The following is a 22,136-nucleotide window of genomic DNA, read 5'->3' on the forward strand; positions in this document are numbered from 1 at the left end:
GCTTCATCCATGCTCATTGCGCAGCGACCTTTGCGACCGAAGCCGTCTTTGCAGGCGGATTGTCCAGCAACGGCTGCAACACCGGCGCCATCGACTTCAGCAACTGCACCGACAGCGCGCTCGTGAACTCGTAGTGCGCGGCATACGGTTCATGCACCCACGCGGTCAAGGTGCCGTAGAAGCGGTCGCCCATCGCGAACACGAAAGTCGCGCTGCGGTTGACCTTGCGCGACTCGATCAGCCGCGCGCCTTTGGCGAACACGTTGAAGCGCTGATCGCCGGTGCCGGTCTTGCCGTACACCTCGAGCGTCTGGCCGTCGGGGAACGTCATGCCTTGCGCAAGACGCCTCGCCGTGCCGCCCGTCACCACGTCACGCAACAGAACTTTCACCACGCCGGCGATTTCCGGCGACAACTGCTGTTGCGGCGCCACCGCCGCGCGCCGGAAATGGGTTTCGTAAGGCGTGTCTTTCGCGAAGTCGAGTTGAGTGAGGCTTTCGGTCGGCACCTTGTTGCCGTTGTTGGCAATCACGCCGATCAATTGCGCGAGCGCGGCGGGCCGGTCGCCGGAGGCGCCGATTGCCGCAGCATAAGAAGGCGTGAGCGTCGCGAATGGATAACCGAGCGCCTGCCACGATTTGCCGATTGCATCGTAGGCGCGCAGTTCGACCATCCGTTTGATGCGGCGGTCCTGCGTTGCGTGATAACGAGTCTTGAAGAGCCAGGAATACGTCGACAGACGCACGTCACGGCTCGCACTCTGAATCTGGTCGAGCGTGGCGTCGGGATGCTCGCGCAGATAGTTGAGCGTCCACAGTTCGAGCGGATGGACGCTGGAGATGTAGCCACGGTCGTTCAGATTGAAGCGGTCGATAGCGTATTTCGCGTACAGATTCGCCAGATCCTCGTCGTCGAGCACGGAGGCGGCGGGCGTGTTTTTGAGCGCCGCGCGCATCTGCGTGTTGAACCATGCGTTCGACTCGTTCGGGGCGACGCTGCGCAACACCGTTGCCACTTTGGACGGCGACTTGCGCACGCCGAGCAGCAGCAACGCCATGGCCTGATCGCGCGTCTTGCCGTGATACTTCGTGTAAAAACGATTCATATACACACGGCTTTCCTGATCGGCGAAGCGCGTCAGATACATCTTGCGGGTTTCCGGATCGCCGAGCCATTGCGACGACGGCCCGGTGGTCTGCACCATTTCGTAATGGACGATGTCGCGCATCAGGCGCACGAACACGAGATTCACCGAATGCTGGAACGCACGATGCACGGTCAGGATACGGCTGTTGTCATCCGCTTCGAAATTGTTGAAGGTCTGCGCGCCGCCGCCCGTGTAGAACGTTTCACCGGGATTGGCCGAGTATTTGCGCTCCACCGCCGCGTCGAGCATGGCTTGCAGCGAACGGTCCGAAGTGTGCGCGAGATAGTCGAGCGCCCAACGCGTGAGCTGGTCGTTCGGATCGGGATTGACGGCTTTCAATTCCGTTGTGCTCAGCGGTGCATAACGCTTGTGCAGATTGGAGACGATCTGCAAATACGTGACAACGGTACGCAGTTTCGCCGTTGAACCGAGATTCAGGCGCGCGCCGGAATTGATATCGAACGGCTGGTTGACGCTATCGGTTTGCACTCGCACGAGGTTGGCACCGTCGCGGCGCTCGAACAGCGTGAAGCTATAAGCGATTTTCGACGGATCGTCCGAGGCGCGCAGCATTTCGAAACCGACCAGACCGGCGGCTTTCGCGCCGTCGCGCGTGGCGGCAGCGGCGAGCCGTTCACTCACGGCTTGCTGAACGGCGTTGTTGAGCGTGCCTTTCGCCCGCAGATCGAGGCGATCGAGTTCGTAGAAACTCGAAACCCCGAGCGCGGCGAGCAGATGCGAACGCATGGACGTCACCGCCTTGCGCGACACGAAGGAATCCGTGCTCGCCGTTCTAGCGGGTGCGCGGTGCAGATCGACCGCGGCGGACAGCGCGGCATCGCGCAACGGAATCGACACGATGCCGCCGTTCGCCAGCAAACGCAGATAACTGTCGGTCAGCCGTTCGAGTTCGGCATAGCCGTGATGCAGGAAATACGACGGCGCGCGCTGCGCGATCATCAGCGAGAGCACCTGCCTGAACGCCACGCCTTGCTCCGGCAGATTCTGTTCGGTGGACGGCGCTTTCAGGATGCGATTGACGTCGTTGAAATCGCGGCCGTACCAGGCGGCGAGCCCGTCGCCGATACCGTTGATTTCGCCGATGCCCGGCTGCGCGGCGAGCGGCACCGAGTTGAGATAGTGAACAACGATCTGCCGGCGCGCCGGCATGGTTTGCGGACCGTTCAGATAGGCACGTACCGAAGCCGACGCGATCTGCCGCAACTTCTCCGGCGGCGTCGCCGTGCGTCCGCCCGCCGAGTGGCGGAATTTTTCGATCTGCGTGGCAAGCGTGCTGCCGCCGGGTTGCGACTGATGGCGGTTGAATACGCGCACGCCCTGATCGGCCAGGGCGCGGCTGAAACGTCCCCAGTCGATGGCCGGGTTGCGGTTCGGCTGATTCGGATCGAGCAGATAGCGGTCTTCGATAAAAAGCAGCGAATTCACGACGAGCGGCGGAATCGCGTCGAAGTTGTCGTATACGCGGCCCGGAAACTGCGCGGCGAAGAGCGGCGCGCCGGTGCCGTCGACGAGTTGCAGGCCCGCCCGATCTTTTTCTTCGTACGGCAGAAAGAGGCCGTTATCCGCCAGCGACAGCATCCGCTCGGAATCGCGCGCCTGCGCGCTGATTTCAAACCCGCGTTGCAGCAGGCGTTGCTGGATCGACGGCAGCAGTGCGTAGCCCAGACGGCTGTCGTAAGGGCCTTTGTCGGCTTCGGGAAAACGGATGGAGTGACTGGGACCCTCGGCGACGGAGAAACCCACGTCGCGAGTCAATTCGGAGAGATAGCGCGCCTGCAATCGCGAGGTTTCGATCTCGAACTGGCAAAAGCGCGCCGCCACTGCCAGCGCGAACAGAAACGCCGCCGCCAGCACCCATTTGAACCACCTCCGCACAGGCGCCGTGCCTGTTGCGCGAAGCGGTAACCGAACCAGTGGCCGATTCATGCTGCTCTCCCCGAGCGGGCGCCATGCTCTTCTGACCTGGCGCACCTTCCAAGGAGTGTAGCCCGGAACGCGAATTCGCAATCGGTTCGGATTTACCCGAGAGTGTCGCGGCTACAACACCCATTCGCGAGGCATGGCGCAGTGCCCATTGCCGTGAGATATTCAAAGTATTTCGCGTGTCGAAAAAGCGCCGTTGCAGGCGCTTTTTGCATTCGTGCCAGGCGCTCCGGCAACCGTCTTCGTGCCGGCTCCGCGGCAATCCGGTCAACTCTTCCGCGGTGCCGAAGGCACGTCGCCCATGCGCGTCACGAACCTGGCCCGCCAAGCTCACCCTGACTGTTTTCATGACCGCCAATCCTCAAGAACTGACGCCGGAAACGCTTGCTGAACTGCTCGAACGTGTCGCCGGACAGGACGCGGCGGCACTGCGTGAACTCTATGATCTCGCCGCGCCGAAACTGTTTGGCCTCGCTCTCCGTATATTGAGCAGGCATGAGTGGGCCGAAGAAGTGTTGCAGGACAGCTTCGTCAATATCTGGCGCTTTGCCGGCGACTATCGCCGCGCGCTGTCCGCCCCCATGACGTGGATGTCGGCGATCGTCCGCAACCGTGCTCTCGATCACCTGCGGCGGATCAACACGCAGGAAACAGAATGGAGCGATGCGTTGGACGATCTCGTAGCAACCGGCGGCCCGGATCCCGAAGCGCTGAGCGCGGTCAGCCTGCAGGCGCGTCTGCTGGCCGGCTGCATGCAGCAACTGGAGCCGGCGCAGCGTCAGGCGGTTGCCCTCGCCTACCTGCGCGATCAAAGCCATAGCGAGATCGCCGCAGTACTGGCGGTGCCGCTCGGCACCATCAAGTCGTGGATCAGGCGCGGCCTCGCCAGGTTGAAGACCTGCCTGGGAGGCGAGTGATGAATCTCCATCGTTATCCCCAGCTAGTCGATCTGCTGGCCGCAGAATATGTGCTCGGCACGCTGCGCGGCGGCGCCAGGCGCCGCTTCGAGCGCTACGCGGAGCAGGACACGACGATCCGCAAGGCCGTCGACGAATGGCAGCGGCGCGTGTCTCCGATGGCCGAACTCGCGGCGCCGCGCATGCCGCCGGCCGCCGTGTGGGAAGCCATTGAACGGCGCCTCGGCTTCACGGCCGCGCGTGACGCGGCACGCCCGCACGTTGTGGTTGAAATGCCCGCGCAACCGTCGCGCAGCCCGTTCGGAAACCTGGCGTTCTGGCGCGGCTGGGCACTCGGCGTCACAGGTCTCGCCGCGGTTGCCGTGGTGGTCGCCGTGCACTCGCTGTTGCCGTCCAGCACGGCGCCGGTCAGTGCGCCGACCGTTGCTCAGCAAACCGAAACAGCCGTGTCGCATGTCGCCGTGCTGAACAATAAGGATGCGCATCCGGTCATGCTGGTCGCATGGGACGAAGCCCATTCGACCATGACGGTGCAACCGCTCGGCAAGGTCGAGCTACCCGCGGGCCGGGCGATGGAGCTGTGGGGCATTCCGGCGAGCGGCCAGCCGGTCTCGCTCGGCATGCTGCCGGACAGCGCGAACGGCAAGGTCGCAGCCGGCCAGCAGAAGCCTGAGAATTATGCGGCGCTGGCGGTCTCGATCGAAGCGCCGGGCGGCTCGCCGGATCACAACGCGCCAAGCGGTCCGGTGGTGTACACCGGCAAACTGCTGCCGGTATCCTGAGGCCGCTCAGCTTCGTCTCGACTCCCGGTCCGGCAACGCCGGCATTTGCTCTATGCGGGTGCCGGCCTTCCCGGCCGTTCTTCGACACGGGCATCGCGCGACGGCTGGACGCGAGCGCACGAATGCCGCTACCCTAGTTCCATGCAAAGCTTTTACGAAGCCACTGTCACCCGTTCCTCCACCTATGCGCCGCTGGCCGGCCGGCGTGGCGCCAATGTCTGCATTATCGGCGGCGGCCTGGCGGGATTGTCCACCGCGTTGGGACTCGCCGAGCGGGGCGTCGCCGACGTCACCGTGCTCGAAGCGCGGCAGGTGGGTTTCGGCGCATCCGGGCGCAACGGCGGGTTCGTGTTCGGCGGCTACAGCCTCGATTGCGCCGACCTGCTGAAAACTCTCGGTGCAGTTCGCGCCCGCGAGCTCTATACGCTGACCACCGACGCCGTCGATCTGATGAGGAAGCGCATTGCACGCTATCACATCGACTGCGATGCGACCGACGCCGGCGTGATCCTCGCCAACTGGTTCGACGAACCGGCGCGGCTCGAGTCGCAGCGGCGTTTGATGCGCGATTCGTTCGGCGTCGAATGGGAACCGGTGCCGGCGGAGCAGCTCGCTTCGCAACTGAAGACGCGCCGTTATCACGGCGGTCTGTTCGAGCGCAACGCGTTCCACTTTCATCCGCTCAGGTATGTGCTCGGCGTGGCCGGCGCCGCGGCCCATGCCGGCGTGCAGATTCATGAGCACTCGCCGGTCGTGCGCTTGCAGCGCGAGGGCGGCGGGTTCGTGGTGCACACGCAGCACGGCGCGCTCGAAGCACGCCACGTCGTAATGGCGGGCGGCGGCTACGCGCGTCGCGTCTACCCGCGGGTCGAGCGCGCCGTGCTGCCTATCGCCACCTACGTGATGGCAACCGAACCGCTTGGCTCACGTCTGCCAGACGCGATCGACACCCGCGCCGCCGTCTACGACACCCGTTTCGCCTTCGACTATTACCGGCCGCTGCCCGACACGCGCATTCTGTGGGGCGGCCGCATCTCGGTGCGCGACCGCGCGCCCGAGGTGATCGCGCGCCTCTTGCGGCGCGATCTGCTGAAGGTCTATCCGCAGTTGCACGACGTGCGTATCGAGTACGCATGGGGCGGCCTGATGAGCTACGCGCGGCACAAGATGCCGCAAATCGGCCGCAGCACGGACGGCGTCTGGTACGCAGTCGGCTTCGGCGGGCACGGCATGGCGCCGACCACCGTGTCCGGCGAACTGCTGGCGGCGGCGATTGCCGGAGAGCGGCCGGTGCCCGAGGCGTTTGCTTCGTTCGGGCTGACGCCCGCTTATGGCGCGCTCGGTCTGGCGGCCGCGCAACTCACCTACACCGCCATGCAGACACGCGACGCGCTCGCCGCGCGCCGCCGGCCCGCTGTTTGACGTCGGCCAACCTATGCGGCCGCTCAAGCCCGGAACCCCGCGCCGGACGCCATTTTCGCCATGCTAGAATGCGCCGTCACTGCCGCTCGAATACACAATGAAAAAGGGAAGCAAGGCTGCCGAGCCTGATACCAACGGCATCCCGTCCGACAGTCCGCGTACCGACACCCGGCGCAAGTACGATCCCGAACAGACGAAGCGCAACATCCTCGAGGTCGCGACCCAGGAGTTCTCCGCGATGGGACTGACGGGCGCACGCGTCGACGCGATCGCGGAACGCACGAACACCACCAAGCGCATGCTGTACTACTACTTCGGCAGCAAGGAAGGGTTGTACCAGGCGGTGCTGGAGAAGGTGTATGGCGACATTCGCGCACTCGAACAGGATCTGCACGTCAGCGAACTCGATCCGGTCGAGGGCATGCGCGCGCTAGTCGAGTTTACGTTCGACTATCACGACCGTCAGCGCGATTTCGTGCGGCTCGTCACCATCGAAAATATTCACGGCGCGAAGTACGTCGAGCAGGTCAAGAGCTTCAAAGGCCGCAACGTCACCGTGATTCATACGATCGAAGACCTGCTCAAGCGCGGCATCGCGTCCGGACAGTTCCGCAGCGACATCGATCCGATCGATCTGCATCTGCTGATCAGTTCGCTGTGCTTTCACCGCATCGGCAACCGGCATACCTTCGGCGCCGCGTTCGGGCGCGACCCGTCGCATCCGCGTTTGCGCGCGCGGCATCGCGCGATGATCGTTGATGCCGTGCTGCGTTTCGTCCGGTCCCGGACGTTCAATCCACCAGCACGATCCGCTTGATATCGCCGACGATAAAGATGTACGACAGCGCGCCCACCAGAGCGATCGCGCCGATAAACACCAGCGCGCCGACAAACGAGCCGGTTGCCGCGACGATAAAACCCACCACCAGCGGCGTCACGATGCCGGCGAGGTTAGCCGCGAAGTTGAAGATGCCGCCGGTCACGCCGAGCAACCCTTCCGGCGCGATGTCCGACACTAGCGTCCAGCCCAGCGCGGCCATGCCCTGCGCGAAAAACGCCGCGGACAGAATCGCGATCACCACCACGTTGCTCTCGACATAGTTGGCAAGCACGATGGTCGACGCGAGCAGCAGGCCGGCAATGATCGGCAGCTTGCGCGCCACATTCGGCGACTTGCCGCGGCGCAGCAGCCAGTCCGAGAAAATGCCGCCGAACATCACACCGATCGACGCCGCAATGAACGGCATGATCGCGAAGAAGCCGATCTTCAGCCACGCCATATGGCGTTCGGTGGCGAGATACGTCGGGAACCAGGTGAGGAAGAACACGAGCGTCGAGTTGCCGGCAAACTGGCCGAGGCAGATGCCCGCCAGTTGACGATGCTTGAGCAGGCGTCCAATGGTGCGCCATTCGAAGCCGTTCGTCGAAGCGCCGGCCGCGGTACCCTGTGCATCGGCGGTCTTCTTCGCGTTCGTGAGACCGCCGCCCGCCTCGATATAGTCGAGCTCCGCCCGATTCGCCGCAGGATGATCGCGCGGCTCCCGATAGAACATCCACCAGATCACGCCGAATACGAGGCCGATGCCGCCGACCACATAGAACAGCGAACGCCAGCCGAATGCGCCCATCAGCATGAACAGGAACGGACTGAAAAAAGCGAGGCCGATATATTCGCCGACCGTGTACGTGCCGGTTGCCATCGCGCGTTCGCTCTGCGGGAACCATGTCGCGACCACGCGGCTATTGGTTGGAAAACACGGCGCTTCCGAAACGCCGAGGCCGAGCCGGAACACGAACAGCGCGCCGATACCGTGCACCAGTCCTTGTGCGAGCGTGCACAGAGACCAGAAGGTCATCGACAGGAAATAAGTGAGCTTGCTGCCGAAACGGTCGAGAAACAGACCGCCCGGAATTTGCGAGGCCACGTAGCTCCACGAAAATACGGAAAAGAGCAGTCCCATGAGCGCGGCGTTGATGCCGAGTTCTTTGGTCAACTGCGGCGCGGCGATGCCGAGCACCGTGCGGTCGAGATAATTGATCATCGTTCCCACCGCAAGCAGCGTCAGAATCTTATAGCGGGCGTTCGAGCGGCGCACGGTGCTTGCCGCCACGTCTTTCGGCGTTGCGGCGCCGGCGTGGGTAGATTGAATGGGTCGGTGCATGTCGTGTTCGTCTCCTCTGCCTGTTACCGGTTGGGGCGCTACCGGTTAGCGTTGCAACAACGACTGAAAATGGCCATACACCCGCTCGGCGTCGGGTTCGAGACCAGTGAAGATGCGCATGGCGTCGACCGCCTGATACACCGCCATGCCGCCGCCGCTCAGCGTGCGGCAGCCGAGTGCCTCGGCCGCCTGCAGGAGCGCCGTGCGAATCGGGAAATAGACGATGTCCGCTACCCACAGGTCGCGGTGCAGCAATTCGACCGGCAGCGGCAGGCCAGGCAATTTCGCCATGCCGGTGGGTGTGGCGTGAATCAGGCCATTGGCAGCTGCTAGCGACCCGGCGAGCGAACTGCCGGCGCTGACCGCGGCGGCGGGAAAGCGCTTCTGCAATTCGCCGGCGAGCGACACGGCGCGCGCGGCATCCACATCGAATAGCGTGAGCGATTTCGCGCCCAGGGTCAGCGCGGCGTGCGCGACCGCCGCGCCGGCGCCGCCCGCGCCCAGTTGCACGACGCGCTCCAGCGACACGTCCGGCAAGCCGCGCTGGAACGCGCGTGCGAAACCGGACCAGTCCGTGTTGTGGCCTATGCGTTTGCCGTCCTTGAACAGAACGGTGTTGACCGCGCCGAGTGCGCGTGCGTCGTCGGACAGTTCGTCGAGCAGGGGAATCACCGCCTGCTTGCATGGATACGTGATGTTCAGACCGTTGAAGCCCATGCGCTCGGCGGCGATGAGCAGATCCGGCAGTGCGGTGATGTCGAGCTTCAACGCTTCCAGATCGATGCGGCGGTACACGTAGTGCAGGCCGAGCCGGCTGCCCTCCTCCTCGTGCATGGCGGGCGTGAGCGATCCGCCGATGCCCGAGCCGATCAGACCGACCAGGCAGGAATGGGGTGTTGCCTGTGAGTTCGCTTGTGCGTTCGGTTGTGCGTTTGCTTGTGCGTTTGCTTGTGCGTTCATTCCGCTGCCCTATGCTCAAGAATGGTCGCCATCCGCTCCAAAGCCAGCACATAGCCCTGCGTGCCGCAACCGACAATGATCGCGTCCGCCACCGCCGACACGTACGAGTGATGCCGGAACGCCTCGCGGCGATGCACGTTTGAAATATGCACTTCGATGACCGGCTTTGCGATCGCAGAAAGCGCGTCGGCAATCGCCACCGAGGTATGCGTATAAGCCGCCGGATTGATCACAATGCCGTCAACCTTGGTCCGCGCCGCATGCAGCCAGTCGATCAGTTGATGCTCGGCGTTCGACTGGCAGAAGTCGATCGACAGTTTTAGACGCTCTGCCGCGTCGCCGCAGAGTTTCGCGACGTCATCGAGCGTTTCCGAGCCGTAGATGGCCGGCTCGCGCGTGCCGAGCAGATTGAGATTCGGTCCATTGAGGACCAGTACTGACGCAAAACTCATGACATCCACTCCTGCAAAGTAAGGCATGAAGCCGGGCGCACCACCTGCGGCGCTCTGGCAGCGTGAACGAAGTGTGCGCCCATTGGATGCCGTCGTCATTCGGGGTTTATACGAGTTTGTACCATCTAGTTAGTTTGTATAATCTGTTTAAAATTCAGTCTAATTTGGGCGATTCTGGTCTGTGTCTTGCTGGCACAAGTAACGAACTGGTCCATTTTAAGCATTTCGTCACACCTGTCACCAGCACATGCGAGCATCGCGCGCGGGCTGTCGCGCGCCTTATCCAACAGCCGTTTTGATTGTTTTGCAGGAGCCGTCCATGCAACGTTCGATTGCCACCGTGTCGATCAGCGGAACCCTCGTCGAGAAACTGACCGCGATCCAGGCGGCGGGCTTCGAAGGGGTCGAGATCTTCGAGAACGACTTGCTGTATTTCGACGGCTCGCCCGCCGACGTGCGGCGCATCGCCGAAGATCTCGGGCTGAAAATCATGCTGTTCCAGCCGTTCCGCGATTTCGAAGGTGTGAGCCCTGAGCGCCTCGAACGCAACCTCGAGCGCGCAAAGCGCAAGTTCGACGTGATGCATGAACTGGGCACGGTCCGCATTCTGGTGTGCAGCAACGTGTCGACCGACACCATCGGCGACGACTCGCTGATGACCGACCAACTCGGCGCGCTCGCCCGCGCCGCCGAAGCGGCCGGGGTGATCGCGGGCTACGAAGCGCTCGCGTGGGGCAAGCACGTCAAGACCTACCGGCACGCGTGGAAACTCGTGAATGCCGTCGATCATCCCAATCTCGGACTCGTGCTCGACAGCTTCCACACGCTTTCGCTGAACGATTCGGTAGAGGGGATCGCCGACATTCCGGGCGAGCGCATTGCCTTCGTGCAGATCGCCGACGCGCCGAAACTCACCATGGACGTGCTCGAATGGAGCCGCCACTATCGCTGCTTTCCCGGCCAGGGTGATCTCGATCTGGCCGGTTTCACCGCGCAGGTCGTGAAAACCGGCTATAGCGGGCCGCTTTCACTGGAGATTTTCAACGACGGCTTTCGCGCCGCGCCCACCACCATCACGGCTGCGGACGGCCATCGTTCGCTGCTGTTCCTCGAGGAGCAGACCCGCGCGCTGCTCGAAACCACACAGCAGCCGATGGGCGGGCTTTACCGCTCACCCGCGGCGCCTGCGCACGTCGGTTATCAGTTTCTCGAATTCGCGGTCGACCACACCACGCGCGCACAACTCGTCGACTGGCTCGGCAAGCTGCGCTTTCGCGAGGCCGGCCGGCATCGTTCGAAAGAGGTGACGCTTTATCAGCACGGCGCGGCTTCGATCGTGCTGAACGCCGAGCCGGATTCGTTCGCCAATGCGTTCTTCCAGCAGCACGGCTTGTCGCTGTGCGCGTCGGCATTTCGTGTGGACGACGCCCATCAGGCGTTCGAACGCGCCGCCGGCTTCGGTTACGCGCCGTTCTCCGGGCAGATCGGCCCGAACGAGCGCGTGCTGCCTGCCGTACAGGCGCCGGACAGCAGCCTGAACTATTTCGTCGACGAAACGCCGGATCAGCCCACTTTGTTCGAAGCCGATTTCGTCCTCACCGACATCAACGGTCCGAGCGAAGTGGGACCGCTCAGCCGCATCGACCATGTCTGTCTGTCGGTGCCGGCGAATTCGCTGGATACGTGGGTGCTGTTTCTGCGAACCGCCCTGGGGTTCGACGCCGAGCCGGGCGTGCTGGTGCCCGATCCGTACGGCCTCGTGCGCAGCCGCGCGCTGCGCAGCCACGACGGGTCGGTGCGCATCGTGTTGAATGCCTCCGTAGACCGTCACACGGCGGTGGCCGAGGCGCTGCACACCTATCACGGTTCCGGCCTGAACCACGTCGCCTTCAGCACCGCCGACATTTTCAGCGCGCTTCCCGAGTTCGTCGGCGACGGCTTGCCGGTGCTGCGCATCCCCCGCAACTACTACGAGGATCTCTCCGCCCGTTACGCATTGCCCGACGAGACGCTCGCGGCGCTGCGCACCAACAACATCCTGTACGACCGCGACGAGCGCGGCGGCGAATTTTTCCACGCTTACACGGAACAGCTCGACCAGCGTTTCTTCATGGAAGTCGTCGAACGACGCGGCGGCTACGACGGCTACGGCGCGGCCAACGCCGCCGTGCGGCTCGCCGCGCAGGCGCAGCGCCGCAAATAGGCTTTTCTCTGGGCAGGCTGGCGCCATCGGGAGCGCCGAGCCGGGCCCGCCGGGCACGGCGTGTGCGGGATCGGCTGGACAGCCGCGCCGCCCCGATATAATGGCGCCTGATTTCGCGGCCCATGCCGCGCGGCTGTGCCAGGTGCGGGCGTCGCACGAACTGTCGGCCGAATGTCATGCCAGGAGAGATATGAAGAAGTTTGCCGTAGTCCTGTCAGTTCCCCTGCTTCTCAGCGCGTGCGCGTATTTCCAGAAGAATCCGGATGCCGGCGAGCCCGTCACGGACACCACCACGCAGCGCTCCGTCAACGACGTGGTGGCGTGTATGACGCAAGTGGCGACCAGCCACAACGCCGCGTTCAAGTCCACCGCGATTCCGCAAGGCCAGATGCTCGACTTCGGCGATTCGAATATCGTCAAGGTGCGCAGCGACAATGGCGCGACGACTTACCGTTTTTATGCGGGCAAGCGTCACGTGAATAATCTGTGGATTGAGACGGCGGGCAAAACCTGCGCCCCATAGGGCTTTGCGGCGGAAGCAGCCGTAAGTGTGACAATTGGTAACTTGGTCCGGTGCAATCTTCGTGTCATGGTGTTACAGGATAATGGTGTCTTAAGAATCGTTTAAGACTTCGTCCGCATCATCCACCCGACACCACTATCCCGCACAAGGGGCGCACCATGAACCAGCCCGACCCGAACACGAACGACACTGTGGCGCCGGCCAGGCGGCCTACCATCCTGCGCCGCCTGCTGAGCCATCACGAACTGGCAACGCTGCTGCTGTTGCTGCACGCACCGATCGACGCGTCCGCGAAACCCGAGATTCCGCAGCTTCACGAAGCCGGCCTGATCGAAACGGTTTCCGGCGACGCCGGTTCTTCCCATATCCGTCTGACGCCTGAGGGCAACGCAGTGCTGCGCGGCCTTGGCGTGAAGTAACGCGCATTCGATATCCGGGTTCAAAGGCGCGCACATACAGCTCCGGGAACCTTCCCCTCATCGAGCGGTGAGCAGACCCGCCGACGTAAGCCGCGGCCGCATCGCGCAAGTCATGCCTGCCACACGCCGTATCCCGCTTCACGCAGTCCAATCGCCAGTTCCACTTCCATATCCTGTGCGCCGCGGTAAGGCATGGGATTGAACACTTCATATAGCTCGGGCACGAGCCGCAAACCGTAGTCGCGCACATAGCGATTCGCCTGAATGCCGGCCTTATGCCGGTCGAAGCGCAGGTCCGGGTCCAGTCCCGTCATTCCCACATACACGCAAGGCTTGTCGAACCGGTAGTCAGGATTCGCGCGGCGAAAGCGCGCCTCGTTCCACACCTTGTCGTCCAGCGCGACGACGTACACATAGTAGTGATGCTTGCGACGAGCCATGTGCAGCGGTTCAGCTCCGCGAAGTGCCGTGCAGCAGCATGCGGTATTCGGTCGGCGTCACGCCCACGGTCGCTTTGAATTGCCTCGTAAACGCGCTGTGATCGGTGTAGCCGCACAGTGCGGCGACGTCGGTGACCTTGTCGTGCGAAACCAGCAGCGCCGTAGCCGCGTCCAGCCGGGCCTTCAGCAACACCTGGCGCGGAGTCAGATGAAACACCTTGTGAAAGTAGCGCTCCAGTTGCGCGACCGACATATCCGCCATCGCCGCGAGCTGCTTCAGATTCAAAGGCTGGACGTAATTTTCCTGGATGGACTGCACCACCGTGGCGAGGCGGCTATAGGCCGGATGACTGCTTTCGTCCGCTTTCAGATCGCGGGAAATGCCGGCGAGGCCGACCACCTTGCCGGCCGCATTCCGCAGCGGCTGCTTGCAGGTCAGACACCAGCCCGGCTGTCTGCCGGGATAGAGATGCAGTTCCAACTGATCGATCAACTGGTTACCGACGTTGATGATCGCCTTGTCCTGTGCCGTGTAGATGCGCCCAAAGCGGCGCGGGAACACGTCCTCGGCGGTCTTGCCCAGCAGCGCGGTCTTTTCCTTGAAGCCGCAGCGGGACGCGAGCGTGCGGTTGACCAGCGCATAGCGCGCCTCGGCGTCCTTGACGAAGAACACGACGTCCGGCATGGCGTCGAACACCGGCTCGAGCAGCCTGAAGTGCGACAGCATGCCCGACAGCGTTGCGTCGTCCGTTTCGGGCGGATGAGCCAGCGTGTTCGTCATGCGGGTCCCGTTGGTCCGTGCGTTGGTGGGGGCATTCGGGGATGCGTTCGTCGTCGCGGCCGGGCGGCCGGCGTGTGCGGTCGATTATAGGGCCGCGCGGCAGCGGAACAATATGCGCCGGCATGCAAGCGGACGGGTCATTCGCCTGGCGGCGGCTCCGCATTCATCGCCATCAGCGTGCCGACCTGCGCCGGGCTGAAAGGCGCACGCGGCGCCGCGCTCTGCCAGCCGAAGTACAGGCTCGCCGCCGCGCCGCAGATTCGCCCCTGGCAGGCGCCCATGCCGCAGCGGGTATGCAGCTTGGCGTCGCGCCAACTCGAAAACTCGCGGACTTCGCCAATACGCACGTCCTCGCAGCGGCACAGCAGCGTAGTGTCGGCAGGTGGCGTGCGCGCGGCGTCCCGCAGGGCGAAAGCGGTGTCGACACGTCGGCCGAAGCGGCGCCATCGGGCCCGTTGTGTATCGAGTGCGGTGTGGCCCGTAGCGCCGCTCGCAACGAGACCGGCTATCTCGCCTTCCACACCGGCCAGTTCCGCGCCGCCGACGCCCGTGCACTCGCCCGCCGCGAACACGCTCTCGACCGACGTACGCTGCCCGTCGTCGACGACGATCTCGCCCGCCTCACTGATCGCGCAGCCGAGCGCCTGCGCCAGCGTGATGTTCGGCACGAGTCCATAGCCACAGGCGATGCGGTCGCAGTCGAGCGTGACGCGCTTCCTGCCGGAACCGCGCGCGATGGTGACGCGCTCGACGCGGCCGTCCCCATGCGCCTCTTCAACGATGCTGTCGGTCCAGTACGGCAGGCCCACGAACCCGCGCGTCATGCCGACGGCTTGCCGCAACTTGCCCGGCTCGGCCAGCAGCGAGGCGCCAAAACGCGCGACATCGAACGCCGAGGCCTGCTCCACCACCGCCACCACGCGCGCCCCGGCCGCGCGTGCGGTGGCGAGCGCCGCGATCAGCAAAGGACCGCTGCCGGCAATCACGATCCGCTCGCCACGCACCGGCATGCCGCCTTTGATGAGTGCCTGCAGCGCGCCCGCGCCGGTCACACCGGGCAAGGTCCAGCCCGCGAACGGCAGGAGCCTTTCACGCGCGCCGGTTGCGAGAATCAGGCGCTCGTACGTGATGCACACGCCACCACGTTCCGCCGATTCGAGCAGCAGCCCGCGCGGACCTAGCGGCGCGATCACGCGAGTGGACGGCCAGTGCGAGATGTTGGCCTGTCCACCTATCGCGGTGAGGAGGTTGTGCAACGGCGCTTGCGGCGCGTAGCCCGGACCTTGACGCCAGATCTGGCCGCCCGCGCGTGGGTTGTCGTCGAGCAGCGCAACCGAGGCGCCCGTGCGCGCGGCGGCATGCGCTGCGTTCAGGCCCGCTGGCCCCGCGCCAACGACGACGATATCGAAGTGGTGTCTCATAGTGTGGTCGGGCGTCCGGCGGATTCCCGTGGCGACGGTGTCGACTTGCTGTTTCATAGTGTGCCCGCCACTTCGTCCAATCCGGCCAGGTGGGCTTTCCTGGCGACCATGCCTAATCGCCGTCTCATCGCATGTCCATCGAATCGTCGGTACGAACGATCTGACCTTCCCGGCACAGGGTCTGGCACGCCAGCGCATGCGCCCGGCCGTCGATCGTCACGCGACATTCCTGGCACACGCCCATGCCGCACAACGCGGCGCGAGGCTGCCCGCTCACCGACATCCGCGTGCTGCCAACGCCCGCCAGAGCGAGCGCCGCGGCCACAGTCGTGCCGGCCTCGACGGCGATGCGCTGGCCGTCGATCGTCAGGCAGATGGTTGCCGCGCTGCCGCTACGATTCATAGGCCACCTTCCTGGCAAAACGACCGGGCAGATAAGGCTCGACAGGAATCGGCGCAACGCCCGCCACGATCTGCGCGGCAAGGAGTTTCGCGGTAGCGAGCGAGGTCGTTACGCCCAGGCCCTCGTGACCGACGGCGAGCCACACGCCGGGCGCGAAATCGCCGGCCGCGCCGATCAGCGGCAGTCCGTCCGGCGTGGCCGCGCGAAAGCCGGTCCACGCGCGAATGCCGTTGAGTGTCGGCAGCGCCGGCAGATAGCGCGCGGCACGCTGCAGCATTTGCGCGAGCACGGGCAGGTCGACGGCGGGATCGGTACTGTCGAACTGGCGCGAAGACCCGATCAGCAACTGCCCCGTGGGCCGCGGCTGCGCGTTGAACGCCACCGAGGTGCCGGCCGCGTGATGCGCGCTCTTGATGTAGCCGAGTTCGAGCAACTGATGCCGGATCAGGCCGGGATAGCGGTCCGTGATCAGCAGGTGGCCCTTTTTCGGCTGCAGCGGCAGCGACGGCACCAGCTGCCGCGCGCCGAGACCGTTGGCGACGACGACATGCGCCGCGCCGACACGCCCGCCATCGGCAAGCGTAACGCCGCTCGCGCCGATCGACGTCACCGTCGTGCCGAGGCGCACGCGAATATTCGCGGCGGCCGGCGATTGCGTCAGCAGCCACTCGGCGACAGTCGGCGCATACACGATGCTGTCGTGCTCGATGCGCAAACCGCCCGCCATTGGTGCCGCCAGCGCCGGCTCGCAAGTCCGCAACGCCGTCGAATCGAGCAGTTGCGCGGCAATGCCTTGCGCCTCGAACGCGGCGTGCATGGCGCGGGCGGCTTGCCACTCTTCTTCGTCGGCGGCGACCCAGAGCGTGCCGCAGCGCGCGAACGCGTCGCGCGCTCCCAGCCGCGGCGCGAGGTCGAGCCACAAGTCTCGCGAATAGCGGCTGAGCGCGAACTCCGCCGGCGAGTCGTTCATGACGACGAGGTGGCCCATGCCCGCCGCCGTCGTGCCGCCGCCAATGCCCTGCGCGTCCAGCACTTCGACCCGCATGCCGAGCGCCGCCAGTTCCGCCGCGCACGCCGCGCCGACAATGCCCGCCCCGACGACCACCACGTCCGCCGTCATGCCGTGCGGATGCCCCAGGCAAAGGGATCGCGCTCGTCGAAGCACAGGCGCGCCTGCGCGGTGATGTACGCGTGGCCGGTAATGGTGGGAATCACATGGACGCCATCGCCGGCATGGCGATAGCTCGCCTCGAACACGCTGCCGATAATGCTCTCCTGCCGCCACACCGCGCCTTCGGCCAGTTTGCCGTCGGCCGCGAGACAGGCCACCTTGGCGCTCGTGCCCGTGCCGCATGGCGAGCGGTCATACGCGTTGCCGGGACACAGCACGAAGCTGCGGCTGTCGATGCCGTCGCGCGAACCGGGGCCGAAGAGCTCGATGTGATCGATCAACGCGCCCTCCGCGCCGGTGATGCGCTGCGCGATCAGCGCGTCGCGGATCGCCCCGCTGAACACCGTCAATTCGCCGATACGCGATGCGTCCAACGCGCAGCCGTGGTCGGCCACGAGAAAGAACCAGTTGCCGCCCCAGCCGATATCGCCCGTCAACACGCCGTGGCCCGGCACGTCCACCCGCACGGACTCGCGATAGCGATAGGCCGGCACGTTGCGCACGGCCACGCTGCCGTCCTCGTTGAGCGTCGCTTCGACGACGCCGACCGGCGTCTCGATCCGGTGACGCCCCGGCTTGATCCGTCCCAGGTGCGCCAGCGAAACGACGAGACCGATCGTGCCGTGTCCGCACATGCCGAGATAGCCGACGTTGTTGAAAAAGATCACGCCGGCGGCGCACGTCGGGTCGTCCGGCTCGCAGAGCAACGCGCCCACCATGACGTCCGAGCCGCGCGGTTCGGTAACGACGCCCGCGCGCCAGTCGTCGAACTGTGTGCGCAATACGTCGAGCCGTTGCGCCAGCGTGCCGCCGCCGAGATCCGGGCCGCCCGACACCACGAGGCGGGTCGGTTCACCGCCGGTGTGCGAGTCGATGATGTCCAAGGTTTTCATGGTGCTCATGGTAAGAAACCGCGCACGGCCGAGTCTTGGTGTGCTTGCGCGCGGATTGTGACGATTTCGGCATAGCGAGGCGATGCTGCGGTGGCTTTTTTACTCCTCGCAGATCATAGCTTGGGAACGTCTGTTTGGCGCCTGAAGCAGGTTATCCAGAACGCATCGGGTCGCGCTTGCAATGCGCTTTGGACGCACCCCATCCCACATATCGGAACGGGCCGACTGCCTTGATCCAGCGATGCTTCAAGCAAAACGGCTGTGCTGAAATCGTCATTCGCTGCGCGCGATTCGCGCAAGACGGCAGGATTTTCCCTGCTTACACTGCGCTTGAACACATCACATTCAGGAGAGCAGTCGTGGCGCATATCTGGGAAGGCGTATTGCCCGCAGTCACCACCAAATTCAACGCGGATTTCAGCATAGACCGCGCATGGACCGGCAAGAATATCGAGGCGCAGATCGACGCGGGTGTGGACGGCATCATCGTGTGCGGATCGCTGGGCGAAGCGTCGACGCTCTCGCTGGATGAGAAGCTGCGTGTGCTCGACATCGCCGTCGAGGCCTCGCGCGGCCGTGTACCCGTTCTGTTGACGATCGCCGAAAACAGCACGCTCGACGCGTGCCGCCAGGCCGAAGCCGGCAGCCGTCACGGCGCGGCCGGCTACATGGTGTTGCCGGGGTTGCGGTATCTGTCGGACCGCCGCGAGACGCTGCACCATTTCCGCAGTGTCGCCGACGCGAGCGCGCTGCCGCTGATGATCTATAACAATCCGCTCGCCTATGGCGTCGACATGACGCCCGACATGTTCGCGGAGATCGCCGACGAGAAGAAGGTCGTCGCGATCAAGGAATCATGTGGCGACGTGCGGCGCGTGACCGACCTGATCAACGCGGTCGGCGACCGCTTCGCGATTCTCTGCGGCGTCGACAATCTCGCGATGGAAGCGATACTGATGGGCGCGCATGGCTGGGTGGCCGGTCTCGTGTGCGCGTTTCCGCGTGAGACGGTGGTGATCTACAAGCTGCTGAAGGCGGGGCGCTTCGAGGAAGCGCGGGCGATCTACCGCTGGTTTGCGCCGCTGCTCGCGCTCGACGTCTCGGCGAAGCTGGTGCAGAACATCAAGCTCGCCGAAGCAATCGTCGGACTGGGCACCGAGCCGGTGCGCCCGCCGCGTCTGCCGCTGGCCGGCGACGAACGCAAGGCCGTCGAAGCGTTGATTCGCAAGGCGCTCGAAACGCGGCCGGCGCTGCCGCAGATCTGATCTGACGGCCGGACTGGCCTCAGGCTGCCTGCTTCTCGGCATCAGCGCCGGCGCTGGCATCGGCATCGGCGGATTCGCCGTGGCGCAGATGCAGCAACCGGTAGCCGCTTTTGTAGACCGGTTGCAGCCGGAACTCGTTTTGCGGCTCGATTTCGAGCAGCAGGCGCAGCCGCGAAACGTGACTGTCGATCGTGCGGGTGAACTCGCGAAACTCGCGTCCCCATACCATCGCGAAGATGTGATCGCGCGACAGCACGCGGCCGATGTTGGAGAAGAACAGCGATGCCAGCCGGTATTGGGTGCCGGATAGCTGGACCGGCTGGCCGCGCAGCATGACGAGCTGGCGGCGCGTATCGAAATGGTACATCCCCGGCGAATCAAAAAATCCACACGTATTCAATGACATAGCCCAGTTTTTTGCACCTGTTTTCAGGTGCAAAAACGTCCTATAGCGTCCCAATAAAATCAAAGAGTTACGAGGGGTTTTGAACAGGCAAAACGGCGTATCTGCGGCTCAGCCGGGCCGCGCATACCTCGTGGATGCCGCAAACCACCGGCGACGCGTAGTCGAGCATCCAGCCGTCGATAAAGAGCGGCACCAGCGATCGCTCCATCACGAGGCCAAACGTCTCCATGACCTGTGGTGCGAGCCCGGGCGCCATCTGTCCGAGCGGGATGCGTTCCTGCCAATCAAGGTGCGCTCCGTTTGCCTTGCACCAGATGCGTCCTGATTCCACCAGATGGTCCGTGCGCAGCCATTCGCCGGTGCGCGCCCGAGCGACCAGCTCGGCAACGACGAGATAGCAGAGCAGTTCGGCGCGGGCTTCTTCGCCCACGCCTCCGGCTGGTGGGACACCTGAACCTTGCGATGCCGTCATTTGCGGGCCTTGCTCAGGAGGTGCGACAGCCCCAGGTCCGTTGCGATCTTCCAGACGTGACTGCGCGAGTAGCGTACGCCGAGCTTCCTCTCGATGATCGTTCCGAGACGTTGGTTGGTCCAGAGATCGGAGTCGAAATCGTGCAGCCTGGGCGAGTGTCGAAGTGCCGCAGCGATCCATGAAAGCGCCTGATCATCGACTATGCCCGGAGCCCGCCGGATGGGCGTTTTGCATCATCGCATCCCGGTCGTGCACGCCTAGATTGATTGTCAGCTGTCTGACATAGACGATGGAAAACCGCTGGCCGAACTGGCGTTCGATAACTGCCTGCAGTACCGGATTTGACCACCGATCAACCTCGAAGCCATGACGGCGCGGAGACCCACGAACGGCGTCGACGATCCACGCACGTGCCTCCTCGTCCAAAGCGGACTTTCCCCCACCCACGCTCATTTTGTCGAGAGCCGCAACGCCTCTCATGTCGAGAACGGCCTTATGTCGTTTGACCGACTCGACGCATAGACCTACTGTCAGCGCGACGCTCTCGGGGCTACCACCGCCGGCCAGCAGTTGGGCCGCCTGAATTCTCTTCGCGGCAGTCGGCGTTAGTTTGGAGGTGGAGCTCATGAGAGATAGGCGTGATCTGATAACCCATTCTTGCACAGGTTAGCAATTTCCGAAGACGCGACCGTCGGTTCTGCATCCGGCGGCTTCCCGGCCCTCCTCTTAACTGATCAACGGGCACTCTCTGGCTCGCTCGCTTACCCACAGTCTAAAGATTAACCGCTCCCGGGCGGCGGCGCGCTCATGAGACGAATTGGTGCCACGCGCCCTGCCTTGCATCTGCGGAACTCCATGTGATTCTGGACTTGTCCTCACAAAGCATCAACGTGCGAGGCCAGCGGTCGGACGGCTTCTGTCTCCAAAGGCGGATTACTCCGGCAAACCAACCTATTCAAGGATCCCCATGGGCAATCCGCAAAAGAATCTCTGGCAGGTATTCGTCGAAGAATGCCGACAGTGCCTCGCTGACTACTTCTCGCCATTCATCCTCCTCGCACGGTGGTTACGACGCCGCACGCGCAAGTGACATGTCAACGGCACACGCAAGGAGATACCAGTTGGAAACCACACGCTTTACCGCGGCCAATGGCCGCGAGGTCATCAAAGTCGTGACCGACTCGCGCGTCACCGGCTATATCGATGGCAGCATCCCGCCCGAAGCGATTGAAGCCTGGTACAGGCGCCTGAGTGCTGACCTCAGGCGCCCTATCTCGCACTCGCGACGCATGCTGCGGCAGAACCGGCGTCGCACAACCAGGCCGATGCGCAAATGTACGCGCCGTCGGCATCCGGCACCTCGTCAGTGGCTGCCCAGACGAGGTCGCCCACTCATCGTGCTTCGCTAGTCCGCGTCAACTTGCTTTTCCTCTGGTCCATGGGAACCTGGATCTGTTGCCGCACGACGAGCCGTCGCGACGGGACCAACAGATCCAGTTCATTATCTAAACGGAGCTCCATATGCAAAACCATCAGCGACAAACGTCACTGTTTTCCTTCATCCATCCGGACCATGCGTGCCTCCCCCGTCCGGTCAGGGCATTCTGCAACACCCTTGCGACACTGATGTTCTTCGCGCCGGTTTTCATGTCCTGCACTTCGTGTCTTGGAATCCTGCTTGGCCTAGGTGGACTTCAGGATGCCTGTCCGGCGCTGGCACACGGGTTTGCCCTCGGGGTCATCGACATGATCAAGGGCTGCTCAATCGGATTCACGGCCCTTCTCCTCACCGCGGTTTTCTTCGAACGCGCGCAGTTCGCGCAGTTCATCCGCGACGACCTGTACAGCATGATCGAGGACGAGATCATGCCCATGTACCGCTAGACGTTCCGGGTTCTTCCACGCCCCAATTCAGTCTCTTCCCTGTAACCCACCTGCTTGTACGGAGAGTCA

22 protein-coding genes and 1 pseudogene are annotated in these 22,136 nt (G+C 64.0%); 9 read left to right on the forward strand and 14 right to left on the reverse strand.

The window, feature by feature from the left end; genetic code table 11:
* Positions 1-13: 13 nt before the first annotated feature.
* Positions 14-3,094, reverse strand: coding sequence for a transglycosylase domain-containing protein (locus tag PDMSB3_RS30880; protein ID WP_165188720.1), 3,081 nt, complete (start codon positions 3,092-3,094; stop codon positions 14-16).
* A 344-nt stretch (positions 3,095-3,438) separates the two neighbouring features.
* Here PDMSB3_RS30880 and PDMSB3_RS30885 point away from each other — a divergent pair, with 344 nt between their 5' ends.
* From PDMSB3_RS30885 to PDMSB3_RS30900, 4 genes are all read left to right on the forward strand, one after another.
* Positions 3,439-4,008, forward strand: coding sequence for an RNA polymerase sigma factor (locus PDMSB3_RS30885; protein ID WP_007177852.1), 570 nt, complete (start codon positions 3,439-3,441; stop codon positions 4,006-4,008).
* Positions 4,008-4,790 (forward strand): anti-sigma factor, encoded by a 783-nt coding sequence (locus PDMSB3_RS30890; RefSeq protein WP_007177853.1) that lies wholly within the window; start codon positions 4,008-4,010, stop codon positions 4,788-4,790. The genes PDMSB3_RS30885 and PDMSB3_RS30890 overlap by 1 nt, the downstream gene beginning before the upstream one ends.
* A 141-nt stretch (positions 4,791-4,931) precedes the next feature.
* Positions 4,932-6,212, forward strand: coding sequence for an NAD(P)/FAD-dependent oxidoreductase (locus PDMSB3_RS30895; protein ID WP_007177854.1), 1,281 nt, complete (start codon positions 4,932-4,934; stop codon positions 6,210-6,212).
* A gap of 97 nt (positions 6,213-6,309) precedes the next feature.
* The gene (locus tag PDMSB3_RS30900; protein ID WP_165188722.1) at positions 6,310-7,029 is read left to right on the forward strand and encodes a TetR/AcrR family transcriptional regulator; all 720 of its coding nucleotides are present in this window, start codon (positions 6,310-6,312) and stop codon (positions 7,027-7,029) included.
* Here the strand turns inward: PDMSB3_RS30900 and PDMSB3_RS30905 are convergent.
* Genes PDMSB3_RS30905 through aroQ form a run of 3 tightly spaced genes read right to left on the reverse strand, consistent with a single transcriptional unit; the run spans position 7,004 to position 9,786 of the window.
* Positions 7,004-8,374, reverse strand: coding sequence for an MFS transporter (locus PDMSB3_RS30905; RefSeq protein WP_007177856.1), 1,371 nt, complete (start codon positions 8,372-8,374; stop codon positions 7,004-7,006). The genes PDMSB3_RS30900 and PDMSB3_RS30905 overlap by 26 nt on opposite strands.
* Positions 8,375-8,419: 45 nt before the next feature.
* Complete coding sequence (locus tag PDMSB3_RS30910) at positions 8,420-9,334, reverse strand: shikimate dehydrogenase (RefSeq protein WP_007177857.1); 915 nt, start codon at positions 9,332-9,334, stop codon at positions 8,420-8,422.
* Complete coding sequence (aroQ, locus tag PDMSB3_RS30915) at positions 9,331-9,786, reverse strand: type II 3-dehydroquinate dehydratase (RefSeq protein WP_007177858.1); 456 nt, start codon at positions 9,784-9,786, stop codon at positions 9,331-9,333. Before aroQ ends, PDMSB3_RS30910 begins: the two co-directional genes overlap by 4 nt.
* Positions 9,787-10,105: 319 nt before the next feature.
* Between aroQ and PDMSB3_RS30920 the strand changes: the two genes are divergently transcribed.
* The 3 genes from PDMSB3_RS30920 to PDMSB3_RS30930 all read left to right on the forward strand — a co-directional run bounded on the left by PDMSB3_RS30920 (position 10,106) and on the right by PDMSB3_RS30930 (position 12,931).
* The gene (locus PDMSB3_RS30920) at positions 10,106-11,989 is read left to right on the forward strand and encodes a bifunctional sugar phosphate isomerase/epimerase/4-hydroxyphenylpyruvate dioxygenase family protein (protein ID WP_165188723.1); all 1,884 of its coding nucleotides are present in this window, start codon (positions 10,106-10,108) and stop codon (positions 11,987-11,989) included.
* Positions 11,990-12,179: 190 nt separating this feature from the next.
* Positions 12,180-12,512, forward strand: coding sequence for a hypothetical protein (locus PDMSB3_RS30925; protein WP_007177860.1), 333 nt, complete (start codon positions 12,180-12,182; stop codon positions 12,510-12,512).
* Positions 12,513-12,670: 158 nt separating this feature from the next.
* Positions 12,671-12,931, forward strand: a complete 261-nt coding sequence (locus PDMSB3_RS30930) for a hypothetical protein (protein WP_007177861.1) — start codon at positions 12,671-12,673, stop codon at positions 12,929-12,931.
* A 110-nt stretch (positions 12,932-13,041) separates the two neighbouring features.
* On the opposite strand, the gene PDMSB3_RS30935 is transcribed toward PDMSB3_RS30930, so the two are convergent.
* The 6 genes from PDMSB3_RS30935 to PDMSB3_RS30960 all read right to left on the reverse strand — a co-directional run bounded on the left by PDMSB3_RS30935 (position 13,042) and on the right by PDMSB3_RS30960 (position 18,049).
* Entirely contained in the window at positions 13,042-13,371 is a 330-nt protein-coding gene (locus tag PDMSB3_RS30935; protein WP_007177862.1) for a hypothetical protein, read from the reverse strand.
* A gap of 10 nt (positions 13,372-13,381) precedes the next feature.
* Entirely contained in the window at positions 13,382-14,152 is a 771-nt protein-coding gene (locus PDMSB3_RS30940; RefSeq protein ID WP_007177863.1) for an AraC family transcriptional regulator, read from the reverse strand.
* A gap of 137 nt (positions 14,153-14,289) precedes the next feature.
* Positions 14,290-15,573, reverse strand: a complete 1,284-nt coding sequence (locus tag PDMSB3_RS30945; RefSeq protein WP_165189684.1) for an FAD-dependent oxidoreductase — start codon at positions 15,571-15,573, stop codon at positions 14,290-14,292.
* Between the two features lie 124 nt (positions 15,574-15,697).
* Positions 15,698-15,976 carry a 2Fe-2S iron-sulfur cluster-binding protein gene (locus PDMSB3_RS30950; RefSeq protein ID WP_007177865.1) on the reverse strand — a complete coding sequence of 93 codons (279 nt, stop codon included), beginning with the start codon at positions 15,974-15,976 and terminating at the stop codon, positions 15,698-15,700.
* Entirely contained in the window at positions 15,966-17,096 is a 1,131-nt protein-coding gene (locus PDMSB3_RS30955) for an NAD(P)/FAD-dependent oxidoreductase (protein ID WP_165188725.1), read from the reverse strand. The genes PDMSB3_RS30950 and PDMSB3_RS30955 overlap by 11 nt, the downstream gene beginning before the upstream one ends.
* Complete coding sequence (locus PDMSB3_RS30960) at positions 17,093-18,049, reverse strand: 4-hydroxyproline epimerase (protein WP_007177867.1); 957 nt, start codon at positions 18,047-18,049, stop codon at positions 17,093-17,095. The genes PDMSB3_RS30955 and PDMSB3_RS30960 overlap by 4 nt, the downstream gene beginning before the upstream one ends.
* Positions 18,050-18,399: 350 nt before the next feature.
* Here PDMSB3_RS30960 and PDMSB3_RS30965 point away from each other — a divergent pair, with 350 nt between their 5' ends.
* The gene (locus PDMSB3_RS30965; RefSeq protein WP_007177868.1) at positions 18,400-19,305 is read left to right on the forward strand and encodes a dihydrodipicolinate synthase family protein; all 906 of its coding nucleotides are present in this window, start codon (positions 18,400-18,402) and stop codon (positions 19,303-19,305) included.
* 19 nt (positions 19,306-19,324) lie between these two features.
* On the opposite strand, the pseudogene PDMSB3_RS30970 reads toward PDMSB3_RS30965, so the two are convergent.
* From PDMSB3_RS30970 to PDMSB3_RS30985, 4 genes and pseudogenes are all read right to left on the reverse strand, one after another.
* Positions 19,325-19,675: pseudogene (locus PDMSB3_RS30970) on the reverse strand (winged helix-turn-helix domain-containing protein); the annotation flags it as partial.
* Positions 19,676-19,778: 103 nt separating this feature from the next.
* Positions 19,779-20,141: a hypothetical protein gene (locus tag PDMSB3_RS30975; protein WP_154558535.1), complete on the reverse strand. Its 363-nt coding sequence runs from the start codon at positions 20,139-20,141 to the stop codon at positions 19,779-19,781.
* 38 nt (positions 20,142-20,179) lie between these two features.
* On the reverse strand, positions 20,180-20,404 hold the full coding sequence (locus PDMSB3_RS38000; RefSeq protein WP_165189686.1) for a winged helix-turn-helix domain-containing protein: 225 nt from the start codon (positions 20,402-20,404) through the stop codon (positions 20,180-20,182).
* The gene (locus tag PDMSB3_RS30985) at positions 20,376-20,810 is read right to left on the reverse strand and encodes a helix-turn-helix domain-containing protein (RefSeq protein ID WP_165188727.1); all 435 of its coding nucleotides are present in this window, start codon (positions 20,808-20,810) and stop codon (positions 20,376-20,378) included. The genes PDMSB3_RS38000 and PDMSB3_RS30985 overlap by 29 nt, the downstream gene beginning before the upstream one ends.
* An 894-nt stretch (positions 20,811-21,704) precedes the next feature.
* Here PDMSB3_RS30985 and PDMSB3_RS30990 point away from each other — a divergent pair.
* The gene (locus PDMSB3_RS30990; RefSeq protein ID WP_165188729.1) at positions 21,705-22,067 is read left to right on the forward strand and encodes a hypothetical protein; all 363 of its coding nucleotides are present in this window, start codon (positions 21,705-21,707) and stop codon (positions 22,065-22,067) included.
* The last annotated feature ends 69 nt before the right edge of the window (positions 22,068-22,136 follow it).

This window comes from Paraburkholderia dioscoreae, assembly GCF_902459535.1.
GTDB lineage: Bacteria > Pseudomonadota > Gammaproteobacteria > Burkholderiales > Burkholderiaceae > Paraburkholderia > Paraburkholderia dioscoreae.

Coding starts and splice junctions, on each gene's coding strand:
- PDMSB3_RS30880 (WP_165188720.1), bottom strand. CDS start 3,094: ATGAATCGGCCACTGGTTCGGTTACCGCTTCGCGCAACAGGCACGGCG.
- PDMSB3_RS30885 (WP_007177852.1), top strand. CDS start 3,439: ATGACCGCCAATCCTCAAGAACTGACGCCGGAAACGCTTGCTGAACTG.
- PDMSB3_RS30890 (WP_007177853.1), top strand. CDS start 4,008: ATGAATCTCCATCGTTATCCCCAGCTAGTCGATCTGCTGGCCGCAGAA.
- PDMSB3_RS30895 (WP_007177854.1), top strand. CDS start 4,932: ATGCAAAGCTTTTACGAAGCCACTGTCACCCGTTCCTCCACCTATGCG.
- PDMSB3_RS30900 (WP_165188722.1), top strand. CDS start 6,310: ATGAAAAAGGGAAGCAAGGCTGCCGAGCCTGATACCAACGGCATCCCG.
- PDMSB3_RS30905 (WP_007177856.1), bottom strand. CDS start 8,374: ATGCACCGACCCATTCAATCTACCCACGCCGGCGCCGCAACGCCGAAA.
- PDMSB3_RS30910 (WP_007177857.1), bottom strand. CDS start 9,334: ATGAACGCACAAGCAAACGCACAAGCAAACGCACAACCGAACGCACAA.
- aroQ (WP_007177858.1), bottom strand. CDS start 9,786: ATGAGTTTTGCGTCAGTACTGGTCCTCAATGGACCGAATCTCAATCTG.
- PDMSB3_RS30920 (WP_165188723.1), top strand. CDS start 10,106: ATGCAACGTTCGATTGCCACCGTGTCGATCAGCGGAACCCTCGTCGAG.
- PDMSB3_RS30925 (WP_007177860.1), top strand. CDS start 12,180: ATGAAGAAGTTTGCCGTAGTCCTGTCAGTTCCCCTGCTTCTCAGCGCG.
- PDMSB3_RS30930 (WP_007177861.1), top strand. CDS start 12,671: ATGAACCAGCCCGACCCGAACACGAACGACACTGTGGCGCCGGCCAGG.
- PDMSB3_RS30935 (WP_007177862.1), bottom strand. CDS start 13,371: ATGGCTCGTCGCAAGCATCACTACTATGTGTACGTCGTCGCGCTGGAC.
- PDMSB3_RS30940 (WP_007177863.1), bottom strand. CDS start 14,152: ATGACGAACACGCTGGCTCATCCGCCCGAAACGGACGACGCAACGCTG.
- PDMSB3_RS30945 (WP_165189684.1), bottom strand. CDS start 15,573: ATGAGACACCACTTCGATATCGTCGTCGTTGGCGCGGGGCCAGCGGGC.
- PDMSB3_RS30950 (WP_007177865.1), bottom strand. CDS start 15,976: ATGAATCGTAGCGGCAGCGCGGCAACCATCTGCCTGACGATCGACGGC.
- PDMSB3_RS30955 (WP_165188725.1), bottom strand. CDS start 17,096: ATGACGGCGGACGTGGTGGTCGTCGGGGCGGGCATTGTCGGCGCGGCG.
- PDMSB3_RS30960 (WP_007177867.1), bottom strand. CDS start 18,049: ATGAGCACCATGAAAACCTTGGACATCATCGACTCGCACACCGGCGGT.
- PDMSB3_RS30985 (WP_165188727.1), bottom strand. CDS start 20,810: ATGAGCTCCACCTCCAAACTAACGCCGACTGCCGCGAAGAGAATTCAG.
- PDMSB3_RS30990 (WP_165188729.1), top strand. CDS start 21,705: ATGCAAAACCATCAGCGACAAACGTCACTGTTTTCCTTCATCCATCCG.